Below are 15,088 nucleotides of genomic sequence, written 5' to 3'. Positions count from 1 at the left end.
CAAGAGAGCGCCGGCCGCACGGCCGGCGCTCGGTTCAAGCACTGCGTTCGACGCGATTACGGGCGGCCGAGGCCGGCGCAGGCGCTGGCGTTGTTCACGCCGTTGACGCTGCTGGCGAGCACGAAGCGGGTGCGGATGGCATCACGCCAGGCCGGGGTGAGCGGAACGAAGCCGTGGGCACGCGACGCAGCATCGTTGTTGCCGTTGTAGTGGCCCAGCAGGAAGCCGCGCAGGGCGAGCGCAACGTTGCCGGCCTTGTAGCACTGGCCCAGCTCGAAGGTGGTGTAACCCACGATCGGATAGCCGACGGCCGGCGGGTTGGTGAACACCGGGGCCCAGTTGCGCACGTCATTGGCAGCAGCGCCGGTCGGCGGCAGCACCGTGTCCAGGGTGGCCTGCACGCTCGGGTCGTTCGGCGAGAAGCCACGCACCTTGGCGATCTTGGTGGCGTCGCTCAGGTTCGGCACCACGTCCGGGCCGATGTAACCGATCGCACCGGTGGTGGCATAGACCTTGTCATACAGCGGCTGGCTGCCCAGCGCCGAAGCGGTGGTGAAGTTCGCCGGCAGCGACGAGAACTGCTTCCAGAACTCCTGGGTGGTGCTGAACTTGCCGCCGATCAGGGTGCTGCCGGCGGTGTCGCTGGCCGAGCAGGCGCTGGCCAGGAAGCGGGTCAGCAGTTCGGTGGTTCCGCTCTTCTCGTTGCGGTACACGACGGTGATCGGGCCCGAACGATTCGCGTCCAAGGTGCTCCAGTTGGTGATCTTGCCGGAGAACACGCCGCACAGCTGGGTGACGCTCAGGTCGAGATTGCCACCGGCGCTGTTGAACGGAACGGTGACCGAGGTGCCGACCGACGGAATCTGGATCAGCGGGCCGTAGGTCGGGGCGAAGTTGGCGGCGTAGGCGGCGATCTCAGCGTCGGTCAGCACCGAGTCGCTGCCGGCGAAATGCACGGTGCCGGTGGTCTTGAACAGGTCGGCACGGTTTTCCAGGAAGGCCTGCTTGCCGGTGCCCGAGCCGGTCACTTCATAGCTGAAGTTGGCCGGCAGGATGCTGTCGGCCGAACCCTTGTACAGCTTGGCCGGCAGCGAAGCGCCACCGCCCTGCACGAGCGACTGCGCCGAGGCGGCACCTGCGGTAGCCAGCAGCGCGGTGGCAACCAGCGCGGCCAGGGTCTTGTACTTGTTCATGATCTTCTCCTGAAGGGTTTACTGCGAAGGGAAACACCAAGGGAGGAACGGTCACTTCACGCCTGCTGCCGCCGAGGGCCTCCCAGCCCACTCTGCGGCGACGTGTCCATGCTGGTCCGCGCCGATGACAGGCCGCTTAAGAAACCTGTGGAAGATCGGGAAAAGGTGTGGAGGATTGTGTGGAGAATCGGGCGATCCATCCGCGCAGGGCGTGGATCTACTGCACCAGCTGGTTCATCTCCATGATCGGCATCAGCACCGCCAGTACGATGGTCAGTACCACCCCGCCCATCACCAGGATCATGGTCGGTTCCAGCAGTGCGGTCAGCGCCATCGCCCGGCGCTCGATCTCGCGTGAGATGGTCTGTGCAGCGCGATCCAGCAGGGGTGCCAGCGAACCGGTCTTCTCGCCACTGGCCACCAGGTGCACCAGGATCGGCGGATAGACTTTCTGCACCTTCAGCGCAGCACCCAGCGCCGCACCTTCGCGAACCCGCGCGGATACGTCGTCGGCGCAGCGCGCCAGCAATGCATTGCCCAACGTCTGCCGCGCCGCCTCCAGGGCACGCAGCAGCGGCACGCCGGCATCGAGCAGGATCGCCAGCGTCGAGGCAAAGCGCGCACTGTTCACGCCCCGAACAAAGCGCCCGACCATCGGCACGCGCAGCAGCATCGCATCCCAGCGCAGGCGCAGCTCCGGCCGGCGCAGTGCAAGCCGCCACGCCACCACCATCGCGCCACTGCACAGCGCCACCCACACGCCCCAGCTGCGCACGAACGCGCTGGCAGCCAGCATCACCTGGGTCAGCATCGGCAGCGTCTGCCGCGCCTGCACGAACGCGGTCACCACCTGCGGCACGACGTAGCTGAGCAGGAAGATCACGATCGCCACCGATACCAGGCTGATCGCCGCCGGGTAGATGAAGGCCGTCAGCACCTTGGCCTGCAGTGCATTGCGCTCCTCGATGTAGTCGGCCAGACGCTCCATCACGCGCGCCAGATCACCGGAGTCTTCGCCCGCACCGACCAGCGCACGGTAGATCGGCGGGAAATCACGCGGCCGCGCGGCCAGTGCCACGGTCAGGCGCTGGCCGGCGCGCACGTCGGCACGCACCGCGGTAAGCGCCTGCGCGACGTGCGGGCGCTCGGCCTGCTCGATCACCGCGCTCAACGCGCTTTCCAGCGGCAGGCTTGCGGCCAGCAGGCTGGCCAACTGGCGCGTGGCCCAGGCCAGCTCGCTGGCGGACAGGCGGCGTGCGCCCCAGCCACTGCCTGCAGCGCGCGCCACACTCACCTGTACCGGTGTCAGCCCGCGTCCGCGCAGCAGCTGGCGCGCGCTGCGCGGGCTGTCGGCATCCAGCTGTCCTTTCTCGATGCGGCCCTGCGCATTGGCGGCCTGGTAGTCGAACAGTGCCATCGTCGCCTCAAGCGTCGCCGGTGACGCGCAGGATCTCTTCCAATGTGGTCACGCCACTGTCGACCCAGCGCTGGCCATCCTCGCGCAGGTTGCGCATGCCGGCACGCCGTGCCGCCTCCCGCAGCGCCGGCTCGCCCTGCCCTTCGTGGATCAGGGCGCGCACGCGCTCATCGACCACGAACAGTTCATGGATACCGGTGCGTCCCCGATAGCCGCTGTTCGCGCACGCCGCGCAGCCCACCGCGCGCCACACGGTACGGCCCTTGCCATCCACCTCTGCACGCCGGCACTGGGTGCACAGGCGCCGCACCAGCCGCTGCGCCAGGACGCCGCGCAGCGACGAAGCCAGCAGGAACGGCTCCACACCCATGTCGGCCAGGCGCGTCACCGCCGAGATCGCGTCGTTGGTGTGCAGCGAGGCCAGCACGCCATGGCCGGTCAGCGAGGACTGCACCGCGATCTGCGCGGTTTCCAGGTCGCGGATCTCGCCGATCATGATCGTATCCGGGTCCTGGCGCAGGATCGCGCGCAGCGCGGTGCCGAAGCTCATGCCGATGCGTGCATTGACCTGGATCTGGCCGATACCGGCGAAGTCGTACTCCACCGGATCTTCCACGGTCAGGATGTTGCTGGTGCTGCTGTCGAGCTGGCCCAGCGCCGCATACAGCGAGGTGGTCTTGCCACTGCCGGTCGGGCCGGTCACCAGCACGATGCCATGCGGTTGCCGGATCAACCCGGTGAAGGTCGCCAGGGTGTCGTCGGCCATGCCGAGCCGCTGCAGCTGCAGGCGGCCGGCATCCTTTTCCAGCAGGCGCAGCACGGCGCGCTCGCCATGCCCGGTCGGCACCGTTGACACGCGGATGTCCAGTGGCCGGCCACCGACACGGATCGCGATGCGGCCGTCCTGCGGCAGGCGCTTCTCGGCGATATCCAGGTGCGCCATGATCTTGATGCGCGACACCAGCGCCGCATGCAGCGCGCGGCGTGGCTGCACCATGTCACGCAGGGTGCCATCGACCCGGTAGCGCACCACCGAATGGGTCTCGAACGGCTCGATGTGCAGGTCGCTGGCACCATCGCGTGCGGCCTGCGCCAGCAGCGCGTTGATCATCCGGATCACCGGCGCGTCGTCCTGCGCGTCCAGCAGATCGGTGACTTCCGGCATGTCCTGCATCAGCCGGTCCAGATCCACTTCGCTTTCAGCGGCACCGACCACCGCAGCGGCATCGCCGCCGTCGCGATACTGCTCCCCCAGCCGTTGCTGCCACGCTGCGGAATCCAACGCCTGGAACGGCAGCGGGCCATGCCGGCGGCGCAGTTCAGCCACTGCCCAGGCGGCGGTTTCGGCAGTGCCCAGCAGCACCGGCTCGCCGCCAGCCTCGGCCAGCATCACGCCATGGCTGCGCACCCAGGCATACGGCAACGGCGCGGTCGTGCTCACGGACCGATCACCAGTTCCGGCGTGTAGCCTAGCCCGCGCAACTGCTGCAGCGCCGGGTCCAGCTTCGACGGATCGCGTGGCAGCCGCACCCGCAGGCGCTGCCCATTACCGCCCGGCATGGCCTCGGCATAGGCCTGCAATCCCAGCGCCCGTGCCTGCGCCACGCCCTGGCTGGCGCGTGCCACGTCCAGCCCCTGCGCGAACTGCACCAGCTGTGCATCACCCTCGCCGGCCGGATACAACGCCGCCAGGCTGGTGTTCTGCAACGGCTGGCCCTGGCCATCGCGCGCATTGCCCTGCCCCAGCACGGACAGATCCTGCGGCGGCAGCTGCGGCGCGGAAAGCGCGGGCAGTGCCCAGCTCTGCGCCGGCTGTGCACCGGCCTGCGCGTTGCGCATGTAGTCGTAGCGGTCACGGGTCAGACGCTGCCCGGCGGCCGGGTCGCGCACCACATGCGGGCGCAGGAACACCATCAGGTTGGTCTTGGCGCGCTTGCGCGTATCGCTGCGGAACAGCGCCCCCAGCACCGGGATCTTTCCCAGCCCCGGCACCGCATCGCGACCATGGCTGACGCTGTCCTCCAGCAGCCCACCGAGCACCATGATCTGGCCATCGTCCAGCAGTACGCTGGTGTCCAGTGCACGCTTGTTGGTGATGATGCCGGCCGTGCTGCTCGCGCTCTGCGCGTCGATGCTGCTGACTTCCTGGTAGATGTCCAGCTTCACCGTGCCGCCCTCGGAAATCTGTGGCCGCACGCGCAGCTTCAGGCCGACGTCCTCGCGAATGATGGTCTGGAACGGGTTGTTGCTGCCGCCCCCGCCGTCGGTCACGTAACGACCGCTGACGAACGGCACGGTCTGGCCGACCATGATGCTGGCCGCCTCGTTGTCCAGGGTCATCAGGTTGGGCGTGGACAGGATGTTGGCACCGCCCCGGCTCTGCAGCGCATTGGCCAGTGCCTTCATGTTGAGGATCTGGCCGACCCCCGGCAGGTTGATGGTGCCGTCGATGACACCGATCTTCAGGCCATCCTTGGGCAGCACGTCCAGGGTGGTGCGCGCGGCGGTGTTCAGCCCGCTGCCACCCGTGGTTCCCCCGAAGTGGGTGCCGCCGAAGGTGCGGCCATTGCCCAGCATCCATTGCACGCCCAGTTCGGCCGCGTCGGTCTGGTTGACCTCCACGATCAGGCTTTCCACCAGCACCTGGGCGCGGCGCTGGTCAAGCTGGTCGATCACCCGCCGCAGGTTGCGGTACACCGGCTCGGGGGCCGAGATCAGCAGCGTGTTGGTTGCCACGTCGGCCTGCACCGAGATGCCGTTCTGGCTGAAGCCGGTGCTGCCGGCCTCGATCGGGTCGCGGCGGTTGGGATCAAGCCGTTGTGATTCCAGCGCATTGCCGCCGGCCTTTGCCTGTTGCGCCTGCGCCTGCGACGGTTGTGACGGCGTGCTGCGGCTGGCATCGCCGGGCAGCGGCGTGATGCCTTCGTTGCTGCCCATTGCCGGTGCATCGCTCTGCCCGGCCACCACGCCGCGCAGCACCCCGGCCAGCTGGTTGGCCTGGGCGTTGCGCAGATACACCACGTGCAGGTTGCCGGACTCGTCCTGGGCCTTGTCCAGCTTCTCCACCAACTGCCGCGCCAGGCGCGTGCGACCGGGGCTGCTGGAGCGCAGCAGCACGCTGTTGCTGCGCGGATCGGCCATCACCACCACCTTCTGGCTCGGCTCGGCGCCTTGTGCATCCAGCAGCGGCGCTACCATCGCCGCTACGTCGACCGCGATGCCTTGCTGCAGCTTGACCACATCGGTGTCCATGCCAGCCGGCGTGTCCACGCTGGCGATCACCCGCGCAATGCGCTCCAGGTTGTCGGCGTAGTCGGTGATCACCAGGGTGTTGTTGCCCGGGTTGGCCGTGATCGGGTTGTCCGGGCTGATCATCGGCCGCAGCACCGCCACCAGTGCGGCAGCGTTCTCGTAGCGCAGCGCGAAGGTTCGCGTGGTCACCTCGCCGCCGGCGCCACCCGCACCGACGCGTCCGCCGAGCAGCTTGGCGTCGGCCTGTGGTACCACCCGGCTCACACCGCCGCTCTCGACCACGGCGAAGCCACGCATGCGCAGCGCACCCAGCAGTAGCTGGTAGGCCTGGGTACGGCTGACTGGGCCCTCGGAGACCACGGTCATCTTGCCGGTCACCCGCGGATCGACCAGGAACTGGCGGCCGGTGAAGCGCGCTGCCATGCGCAGCACGCCACCGATATCGGTATCCACCAGGTTCAACTGCACCGGTTCATCGCGGGCGTCCTGCGCCAGCACCACAGCCGGAACATGCGCCATGCCAACGATCAGGGCCAGCGCGCTGCTGCAGGCAAGACTGCGCATCGCTCTCATGAATATCCACCCGCAGCGGGTTCCATCACGATGTTTCCGGAAATCCGTGCCGCCGGCATGTTCGCATCCCCTGTACGTGTCAGTTGCAGCTGCTGCAGTTCGATGGCCGGATCGGCCAGCACCGGCAGCAGCCAGTTCCACAGCGCGTCGGCGGGCACGGCCTGCACCTGCAGGTGCCAGCGCCCGTCGCGTGCTTCGATATGCAGTCCTTCGGCGAGGCCGGCGGACCTGATCCGTTCGCGCAGCCCGGCCAGCGTCGGGCGTTGGTCCCGGGCCTGCTGCTGGCGCTCGCGGGCGCGCAGCAGCGGCGCCAGTGCGGTGGCCTGTGCCTGCAGCCGCGGCAATTCCGCCTGCCAGTGCGTGCGCTGCTTCAGCAGCGGCTCCAGCCAGAACGACCACAGGCCCGCCATCAGCAGCGCACCCATCATCACGCCCAGCATCAACCGATCACGAGGCGGCAGGCGCTGCCAGCGCTGCTGCAGGCCTGCCAGGCCCGCACCCCGGCGCAGGGTCGGTGTGGTCACCGCTCGCCCCCGCTCACGCGCAGGCGCCCATCGCTCGCGCGTGCCAGCCCCAGGCCCTGTGCCTGGGCCGCCTGCTGCCACTGCTGCAGCCGTTGTGCGTCGTCGGCCAGCGCCTGCGCATCCGGGTCCAGTTCAAGGTCCAGCTGGCCCGGCTGGTAGTGCAGGGCGCGGACCTGGCCACCCAGTTCCGGAATCGCCTGCAGCGTACTGGCCACCTGCCGCTGCACCGCCGGCAACGACGGCAGCGGCGCCGGTGCAGCCAGCGCCCGCCGCGCCTGCAGCACCGGGTCCACGACATCGGTGATCTCGGGGAAGCGTGCGCTGAACTGCCGCGCCATGTCCTGCTGCAGCGCCTCGCCTTCGCTGCGCCAACGCGAAACCTGCAGCTGCAGGCCCAGGGCCGCCAGCAGCACCGCGGCCAATGCCAGCCCGATCGCCAGCTGCGGCCGCTTCCGGGCTGCACTGGGCAGGGGCAGAGACCACGCGGGCAGCGGTCCACAGGCCTGCAGTTCGTGCGCGACCGCCGTTGCAGGCAGGCTTTCCGGCCATGTGGACGGCACGCTGCCGATCCACTGCACGGCCTGTACGCCGGACTGCTGCAGCCGCGCCGCCAGCGCCTGCATCACCGCGCCCGCGTCACGCCCGCCGCACCACAGCACGCTGCCCCGGTCACGCCCGCTGCGCACCAGCAGATGCTCGCCACAGTCCCGCAGCGTCGCTTTCTCGCTGTTCCACGGCAGCAGCAGCGGCGTCGGGTACAGTGCCCGCAGCCGCAGGCCGCACGCTTCCAGCAGCTGTTGTGCCTGCACCATCGCCTGCTGGCCCAGCCAGGCGACCGGCACGCTGCCGTCATCGGCCTGCGCGCCGTGCGCCAGGGCCACCTCCTGCAGGTCATCCAGCAGCATCGCTTCCACTTCGCCCTGCAATGCAGCCTGCAGCCTGCGCCCGGTCAGTGGCGGCAGCTGCAGCTCCAGCAGGATCAGATCGTGCGGATCGAGGCAGGCCAGCACCTCGGCCTGCGGATGGCGCTGGCCCAGCGCGATCAGCGTCCCGCGGCCATGCGCCTGCACGGCGCCCTTGTGCAGCAGCGCCCAATCGACCTCACTGTCGGTGCGCAGGCGCTCCAGCGGTGGCAGGCAGATCCTCAACTGCAGGCTCATGCGCCGATCCTCGTCCACACGCGTTGCACGCGCACACCGTCATCGCGGTACTCGCGCCAGATCAGTGCCCGGAAGTCGACCGCCTGGCCGTCGGCCTGTACTTGGCCGACGGCGAGAAACCACTCACTATGAATGCCAAGGGGAACCAGGGCCATCTGCGCGCTGCTCAGTTGGAGTCGATTGGCGATGTCACCGCGATTGAGCAGCCAGTGGCCGCCGTCCCGCTCCCCGAGCAGCGCCTGCAGGCGCCCCCGTTCGACCTCGGGCGTGACCGCCTGCAGCACGCTGAGATCGCAGGTGTTGGCATTGACCAGGGTCTGCGCCGGCAGCACCACGGTGCGCCGTGCCAGCGCCTGCACGGCCAGCGGATCCGACCCCGCAAAGGCCTGCTCGATCAATGATTCGCGCGGCAGGGGCGCCTGCGCCTGGATGTCGCCATCGCGCAGGCGCGCCTGTATGTGCTCGGCCGCAGAGGCGCAGGCGCCCTGCCCCAGCCCCTGCCCGGCGCACAGGGCGATGAACGCGTGCCGTGCGTCCGGGTCCGGCTTGCCCTGTGCCAGCAGATTGCGCAGGTTGAACATCGACTGCGCATCGACCAGTTGCAGCTGTACCGGAAGCGGCACCTGCGATTGCAGCGGCCGCGCCCAGCGCCCGTCGCGCACCGTCGTCACCTGCTCGCGTACGTCTTCACGCAACTGCTGTGCCGCGCGCTCCAGCGAGGCGTCCACGGTCATGCGCACCTGCGCACGAAGCTGGTCGCCGCGCAGCATGCGCAGCTGCGCCGACTGCCGGGTCAGCAGCGCGGTGGCGATCACCGCCACCAACGCCACCACCAGCATCGCCACGATCACCGCCATGCCACGCTGGCCGGCGCACGACACCGAACGCACCCGGGCTGCCATCGGTGGGCCTCACAGCTGCCAGGAGCCGATGTCCGCGTTGCCGGCATCGCCGCCCGGCTTGCTGTCCGCGCCCAGTGAGAACACATCGATGTCGCCGTGGGTGCCGGGAATCTGGTACTGGTAGGGATGGCCCCACGGGTCATTCGGCAGGCGGTCCAGATAGGGCGTCACCGGCATTGCGCCGCCGCCCTGCGGTGGCGTCACCAACGCCTTCAACCCCTGCTCGGCAGTGGGGTAGCGTCCGTTGTCCAGCTTGAACAGCTTCAACGCCTGCATCAACGCAGCGATATCCTGCCGCGCCGCCGCCACGCGCGCCTGGTCGGGGCGATCCATCAAGCGCGGCACGATCAAGGCGGCGAGGATGCCGATGATCACCACCACCACCATGATCTCGATCAGGCTGAAACCCTGCTGCCGTGCCCAGCGACCACGAACCTGCCTTGCCATTGTTCCGCCCCCGTCATCCTGGAAGAGACCGCTGCGCCATGGTCAGCGGTGCATGTGTCAGTACGATAAACATCCGCCTGCTATTCGCTGCGCCTGCACCTGCAGCGGCATTGCGCGCATTGCAGGCACGCACGCGGCCTCCAGCAGCGGTGCAGGAATTTCGCCCAGCGTGTCTTCAATGCAGGCACGCAGCGGCGGTTGCGTGCACGCCTTCAGCAGCCGCACGCATTGCATCGGCGACCATGCCGTGCCGTGACCGAGGCCGACGAACAGCCGATAGGCCTGGTGGTAGCGCAGATCATCGAACACCCGCTGCGCGCTGTTCAGATCGCGCAGCACCACCAGCAACGCGGCGCGTTGCAGCGCACGCGTATCGCCCGCATCAAACGGCAGCAGGTTCATGACAGTCTCGGGCCAGGGCCGCAACTGCACATCAAGCGCCCTGCGCAGGGCCAACAACGGATGCGCGCTGCTGTCCAGCGCCGCCCAACGCGCAGCATCCGCCCACGCGTCGCTGGACAGCACCCATACCCACGAGCGTCCATAGCGTTGCACGTTCACCGGCGCATGCCGTGCCTGCTCCAGCGACTGGCTCAGGTGCCGGTCCAGTTCCAGCATGGTGACACTGCGACTGTCTGCCATCGGCATCGCCTGCGCTCTGCGACGCGTGATGCGCCGTACTCAGGAAAGACGTCGGCAGGGCGAATGAAGCGACAGCGCGAATGCCTCTCTGTGCGCTGCGTAGCGCTTCCTCATCGGCGTCATCGCAGCGTCATCCGCCTGCAGGCTTCTCGCTCCAGGCGCGGCACGTCGCCGCCACAGCGGCGCGCCAGCACGGCCACCTCGCTGCGTTGCGCGAAGGCCGCCAGCGCATCGGTCATCGCCACGTCATCCAGCCATGACGCCATCGCAACACGCAACGGCGAAAGCTGCCAGCCCTCCATCATCCCGTGGCCGCCAGCGACGAACCAGTGCCACAGCCGATGGTGCTGCACCTGGTCGTGCAGCTGCGCCAGCTCATCGATTGCGTACATGCCCATCAGCAGCAGCGCCCTTGCCATCGCCGCGGGCGCCAGCGCACCCGCCTCTGGCAGCGGAAGTACCTGCTGCTGCAGGCGCAGCAGCATCGCCAACGGATGCGATTGCGGATCGAACTCCAGCAGCACCGCCTGCTGCTGCCATTGCGCTTCGGAGACCACGCACACCCACGGTGATCCATAGCGATGCACCATCAACGGTCGTCGTTGCGTGGTCTCCAGCAACGCCGACAGATTGCGACGCAGATCCAGCACACCGATGGTCTCGTTGCGCACCCTTGGCCTCTCCTTGCTTGCAACGGCCCTGCGTGAAGCGCGGGGCCAGCGTCATCATCTAACCAAGGACGGCGATGCCACCCGGAAAGCGACGCAGATCCAGCGACATCGACTGCCGCAGCTGTTCAAGGGCCGCGTCGGGATCATCGATGCGGAAGCGGCCGCTGACCGGCGCACGCGCCAACGCCGATTCACCCAGCACGATCCTGCCGCGGCGGTAGCGGTTGATCTCGTCCACCACCTCACGCAGTGGCGCACGGCGGAACACCAGCATGCCCTCGGTCCAGGCGCTCACCTCCGAGGCCACCGCCTCGGCCACCACGCCACTGAGGCGCTCGTCGTAGCGGGTCTGCTGCCCGGCCTGCAGCTGCAGGCGGCCCTGCGGGTGCTCGATGCGGGCACTGCCGTGCAGGCAGGTGACCCGCACCTGGCCATGGGTGTTGCGCACGTCCAGGCGCACCGCACCTTCGTCGGCGATCACGCAGCCCGGCCCGGCAAACAACGCCAGGCGCAGGCCGGCCCGGGTTTCGATCGCGGCCTGGCCCTGCACCAGTTCAAAGCCCTCGCCATCGGCGGCGGCGCGACGGCGCAGGCTGCTCTGCGTATCCAGATCGATCTTCAGCTGCGGCACCGGCGTGACCTGCAGGCGCTCGCCGGTACCGGTGTGGAAATCGGCGGCCATTGCCGCGACCGGCGGCCACAGGCCCAGCGGCGGGCGGATCGCAGCGACCACCACCAGGCTGGCCGGCGCGGCAATCGCGGCGCCAAGGAAGGCGCGTCGGCTCCAGCGCTGTGCACGGCCCGGCGCGACCGGCTGGCGCGCCGCGGCGGGCAGCTGTTCGCCCGCCAGCCGCACCTGGTCCCACTGCCGCCGTGCACGGCCGAACGCCTCCCGATGGCGGGGATCGGCGTCGCACCACGCGCGGAACCTGCGCCCATCGGCGGCGGTGGCCTCGCCCGAGGTCAGCCGCACCACCCACGCATGGGCCTGACGCTCGACGGCATCCAGCGGGCGTTGCGGGCGATCGTCAGCGTCCATGGGGGCTCATGCCGGACCCGCACGCTGCGGGGTTCTGCTCGGCGTCAAAGTGTAGACGGATGCCGGCGCTCAGAACCGCACCTGGCGCCCCTGCCCGCTGCGCTCGGCCAGATAATCCTGAGCCGCCTTCAGTTCACGCTGCACCAATCGCAGCGACACCCCCAGGTGCTCGGCCACGTCGCGCTGCTGCAGGCCATCGACGCGGATCGCCAGCAGGATGCGGCGGCGGCGCTCGGGCATGCGCTGCAGCAGGGCGACCATGTCCTGCAACGCGAAGTCCAGTTCCGCGGCCTGCGCCGGGCCCGGCGCCGGATCGGCCAGGTCCATCAGCGCATCCACCTCATCCAGGCTCAGCAGTCGATGGTCGGCACGTTGGCGGTCGATCACGGTGTTCATCGCCATGCGCAGCAGGTAGGCCGCCGGGTTCTGCACCGCGTCCAGCCGATCGCGGCGGGCGCTCAGGCGCATCCAGGTATCCTGCAGCGCGTCGCCTGCCAGCTCCTCCGAGCCCAGCTTGCGCACCAGCCGCCGCTTCAACTCGTCATAGGCCCCCAGAAGGTGGTCCATCAGGTCAACTGCCCCAGCCGTACCGTTGCTCATGTTCGAATCCTTGAAGTCATGGAAGGGGCGAGCGCCGGCCACAGTCGTGGTCGATGCCGGAAGGTCGGATCTGCAACGTCACCGGCTGCGGCAGCGCGGCGGCATCGGGCGCCAGCACCAGCTGCGCCAGCGCCTGCAGCAGGCGCGCGTCGCGGCCTGCACTGCCAGTGCCAGACACCAGCTCAGGCGCCAGCACCTGGCCGTCGCTGTCAATGCGGAAGCGCAGCGTTGCCGCATAACGACCCGGCGCGATGCCCGGGTCGTCACAGAACGCCTCGCGCAGGCGCTGCTGCACGCCGCCATAGCGACGGCGCCGCTCGGCGTCGGCAGCTTCGCTGCCTGGCGTCATTTCATTCACGGATAGCGCACCCCGGCGCAGCACCACGCGCTGCTCGCCGATCACCTCGGCCTCGATGCCGGTGTCCTGCAGCAGCGCCTGCAGCGCCGGCAGCGGCGGCAGGCTGGCACGCAGTGCATGGCTGCTGCGCCCGGCGGCAAGGTCACCCGGGTACATCACCGACCACCCGCTGATGACACTGAAGCGCTCGACGGCCAGCTCCAGCGGCTGCGCCGGGATGTCGTAGGCATGAACACCGTCCTGTGCGGCGGCCGCGAAGGACAACAGCAGCCATGCGGCGATGGCCACCCTCCAAGTTCTGACCGCATGGTGTCCATTCAGCCCCCTGACGTAGAACACATGACCCTCGGCAGCGACAGCAGCTGCAGTGCACGCGCGGCACGAGCGGAACCCCGGCCCGCGCGACCAGCAAGCGGGTTCAAACCGTACCGGCAGCACATGTCATTGCGATGACCAGCGTCCACGGCCGAGGGCGAGCGAGGCTGCGCGGAGCACGCTGCGAAGCAACCGGGTCCGGCCCTGTGCCGACCAAAGCGTGTCGACCATGGTCGACACCCACCAGGAGCAGCTCATGCCGTTCCGGCACATCGCGGGGATCTGTCAGGTGGCGGGTGCAACCCGGCCCGCCCCCACCCCTCAAAGCGGCAGGCGGGTGGTCTGCTTGATCCGCTGCATCGGAATCTCGGTCTTGGTGTTCTGCACCCCGGCAATCCGGTTCAGGTGCTGCATCTGGAACTGCCGGTAGGCATCAAGGTCGGCCACCGCCACTCGCAGCAGGAAATCGCAGTCACCGGCCATCAGATGGCATTCAAGCACTTCCGGGAAAGACTTGATGCTGTTGATGAAGTGATTGGTGGTGTCCTCGTCCTGCCCGCGCAGCCACACCCGCACGAACACGGTGAAGCCCCGCCCGATCTTGGCCTCGTTCAGCAGCGCCACGTAGCGGTCGATGTAGCCGCCTTCCTCCAGCAGCCGCACCCGGCGCAGGCAGGCCGACGGCGAGAGGCCCACCTGGCGCGCCAGCTCCAGGTTCTGCAGGCGTCCGTCCCCTTGCAGGGCGTCGAGGATGCGCCGATCGAGATTGTCGAGCTGGTACTGCATGAAATTCCACCCTTGGCAACGCTGGCCGCATGAAATTCCAATCCTCGCCAATCCAGTGGCATCAACGCAACCCGATTTCGCGATCAGGCCGCTAGGATGGGCCACCCCACTCAGTTGTGTCGTTCCATGGACGCCCGTACCACCCTCCCCCTGCCTGACGCCACCTGCGACACCGCACCGCGTGCCGAATTCCTGCGCGGCCTGCGCGCCGCCGTGCCGGTGATGATCGGCTTCATTCCCTTCGCCCTGGTGCTCGGCGCCCAGGCCGCACAGAAGGGCCTGACCGCCCTTGAAGTACCACTGATGACCGGCCTCAACTTCGCCGGCGGCTCGGAATTCGCCGCAGTCGAACTGTGGACCTCGCCGCCACACATCGCCCTGATCGTGGCGATCACCGCGCTGGTCAACAGCCGCCACCTGCTGATGGGCGCCAGCCTGGCGCCGCTGCTGCAGCACCTTCCGCGCCGCCGGGTGCTGCCCGCGCTGTTCTTCATGTGCGACGAGAGCTGGGCAATGGGCGTGGCCGACGCACGCCGCCGCGCCCTCGGCTTCAGCCTGGCCTACTACCTGGGCGTCTCGGCCGGCCTGTACACGGTCTGGGTGGCCTGTACCGCGCTGGGCGCGATCGTCGGCCCGATGCTGGGCGACATCCACGCCTATGGCTTCGACATGGCCTTCCCCGCCGTGTTCCTGGTGCTGCTGCGCGGCATGTGGCAGGGCATGAAGGCCGCGCGGCCCTGGCTGGTGAGCCTGGTGGTGGCCGCCACCACCTACCTGCTGGTGCCTGGAGCCTGGTATGTCGCCAGTGGTGCGCTGGCCGGCCTCGCGGCGGCCTGGCTGCTGGCGGAGGACGCGGCATGATCTTCAATGGCTTGATCCACTGGACCTCGGTGCTGACCATCGTGCTGATGGCGGCCGCCACCTACCTGACCCGCATCGTCGGATTCCTGGCGCTGCGCAACCGTACGCTGAGCAAGCGCGCGGTAACGGTGATGGAAGCCGCACCCGGCTGCGTGCTGATCTCGGTGATCGCACCGGACTTCGTCGCCGACAAGCCGGCCGACCTGGCGGCACTGGCGATCACCCTGCTGGCCGCCACGCGGTTGTCGATGCTGCCGACGGTGCTGATCGGCGTGGTCTCGGCGGGTGTACTGCGCTACCTGATGGGCTGACGCGCTCGCCCTTCCTGGGTGGAGCCGAGCCCTGCTC

16 protein-coding genes are annotated in these 15,088 nt (G+C 68.8%); 2 read left to right on the top strand and 14 right to left on the bottom strand.

All coding sequences use genetic code 11. From position 1 onward, the window contains the following. Positions 1 to 56: 56 nt before the first annotated feature. The 14 genes from O0J73_RS17490 to O0J73_RS17425 form a co-directional block, all read right to left on the bottom strand. Positions 57 to 1,193, bottom strand: a complete 1,137-nt coding sequence (locus O0J73_RS17490; protein ID WP_197564036.1) for a substrate-binding domain-containing protein — start codon at positions 1,191 to 1,193, stop codon at positions 57 to 59. Positions 1,194 to 1,410: 217 nt separating this feature from the next. Continuing rightward, positions 1,411 to 2,610: a type II secretion system inner membrane protein GspF gene (gspF, locus tag O0J73_RS17485; RefSeq protein ID WP_197564035.1), complete on the bottom strand. Its 1,200-nt coding sequence runs from the start codon at positions 2,608 to 2,610 to the stop codon at positions 1,411 to 1,413. Positions 2,611 to 2,617: 7 nt separating this feature from the next. Continuing rightward, positions 2,618 to 4,051: a type II secretion system ATPase GspE gene (gene gspE / locus O0J73_RS17480; protein WP_197564034.1), complete on the bottom strand. Its 1,434-nt coding sequence runs from the start codon at positions 4,049 to 4,051 to the stop codon at positions 2,618 to 2,620. Further along, positions 4,048 to 6,435 carry a type II secretion system secretin GspD gene (gspD, locus tag O0J73_RS17475; RefSeq protein ID WP_197564033.1) on the bottom strand — a complete coding sequence of 796 codons (2,388 nt, stop codon included), beginning with the start codon at positions 6,433 to 6,435 and terminating at the stop codon, positions 4,048 to 4,050. Before gspD ends, gspE begins: the two co-directional genes overlap by 4 nt. Then, positions 6,432 to 6,959: a type II secretion system protein GspM gene (gspM, locus tag O0J73_RS17470; protein WP_308309249.1), complete on the bottom strand. Its 528-nt coding sequence runs from the start codon at positions 6,957 to 6,959 to the stop codon at positions 6,432 to 6,434. Before gspM ends, gspD begins: the two co-directional genes overlap by 4 nt. Then, entirely contained in the window at positions 6,956 to 8,119 is a 1,164-nt protein-coding gene (gspL, locus tag O0J73_RS17465) for a type II secretion system protein GspL (RefSeq protein WP_197564031.1), read from the bottom strand. The genes gspM and gspL overlap by 4 nt, the downstream gene beginning before the upstream one ends. Continuing rightward, positions 8,116 to 9,021, bottom strand: a complete 906-nt coding sequence (gene gspK / locus O0J73_RS17460) for a type II secretion system minor pseudopilin GspK (protein ID WP_197564030.1) — start codon at positions 9,019 to 9,021, stop codon at positions 8,116 to 8,118. The genes gspL and gspK overlap by 4 nt, the downstream gene beginning before the upstream one ends. 9 nt (positions 9,022 to 9,030) lie before the next feature. Further along, entirely contained in the window at positions 9,031 to 9,468 is a 438-nt protein-coding gene (gene gspG / locus O0J73_RS17455) for a type II secretion system major pseudopilin GspG (RefSeq protein WP_308309248.1), read from the bottom strand. A 57-nt stretch (positions 9,469 to 9,525) separates the two neighbouring features. Next, positions 9,526 to 10,110 carry a hypothetical protein gene (locus O0J73_RS17450; RefSeq protein ID WP_308309247.1) on the bottom strand — a complete coding sequence of 195 codons (585 nt, stop codon included), beginning with the start codon at positions 10,108 to 10,110 and terminating at the stop codon, positions 9,526 to 9,528. A 119-nt stretch (positions 10,111 to 10,229) separates the two neighbouring features. Next, entirely contained in the window at positions 10,230 to 10,781 is a 552-nt protein-coding gene (locus O0J73_RS17445; RefSeq protein ID WP_164087703.1) for a hypothetical protein, read from the bottom strand. Positions 10,782 to 10,839: 58 nt separating this feature from the next. Next, on the bottom strand, positions 10,840 to 11,820 hold the full coding sequence (locus O0J73_RS17440; RefSeq protein WP_197564029.1) for a DUF4880 domain-containing protein: 981 nt from the start codon (positions 11,818 to 11,820) through the stop codon (positions 10,840 to 10,842). A gap of 69 nt (positions 11,821 to 11,889) precedes the next feature. After that, positions 11,890 to 12,420, bottom strand: coding sequence for a sigma-70 family RNA polymerase sigma factor (locus tag O0J73_RS17435; protein ID WP_006449274.1), 531 nt, complete (start codon positions 12,418 to 12,420; stop codon positions 11,890 to 11,892). A gap of 16 nt (positions 12,421 to 12,436) precedes the next feature. Continuing rightward, complete coding sequence (locus tag O0J73_RS17430) at positions 12,437 to 13,117, bottom strand: TonB C-terminal domain-containing protein (RefSeq protein WP_197564028.1); 681 nt, start codon at positions 13,115 to 13,117, stop codon at positions 12,437 to 12,439. Positions 13,118 to 13,414: 297 nt separating this feature from the next. Beyond that, entirely contained in the window at positions 13,415 to 13,879 is a 465-nt protein-coding gene (locus tag O0J73_RS17425) for an Lrp/AsnC family transcriptional regulator (RefSeq protein WP_197565108.1), read from the bottom strand. A 126-nt stretch (positions 13,880 to 14,005) separates the two neighbouring features. Here O0J73_RS17425 and O0J73_RS17420 point away from each other — a divergent pair, with 126 nt between their 5' ends. Together O0J73_RS17420 and O0J73_RS17415 are read left to right on the top strand one after the other, a co-directional pair. Then, a complete protein-coding gene (locus O0J73_RS17420) occupies positions 14,006 to 14,740 on the top strand; it encodes an AzlC family ABC transporter permease (protein WP_274510601.1) in 735 nt (244 codons plus the stop codon). After that, positions 14,737 to 15,051 (top strand): AzlD family protein, encoded by a 315-nt coding sequence (locus O0J73_RS17415; protein ID WP_005409898.1) that lies wholly within the window; start codon positions 14,737 to 14,739, stop codon positions 15,049 to 15,051. The genes O0J73_RS17420 and O0J73_RS17415 overlap by 4 nt, the downstream gene beginning before the upstream one ends. Positions 15,052 to 15,088 lie beyond the last annotated feature (37 nt).

Source organism: Stenotrophomonas sp. Sm6012, from assembly GCF_030985895.1.
GTDB classification, from domain to species: Bacteria; Pseudomonadota; Gammaproteobacteria; order Xanthomonadales; family Xanthomonadaceae; genus Stenotrophomonas; species Stenotrophomonas forensis.
The sequence above is the reverse complement of the archived record's forward strand: the minus strand, read 5'-3'. Positions and strand labels throughout refer to the sequence as shown.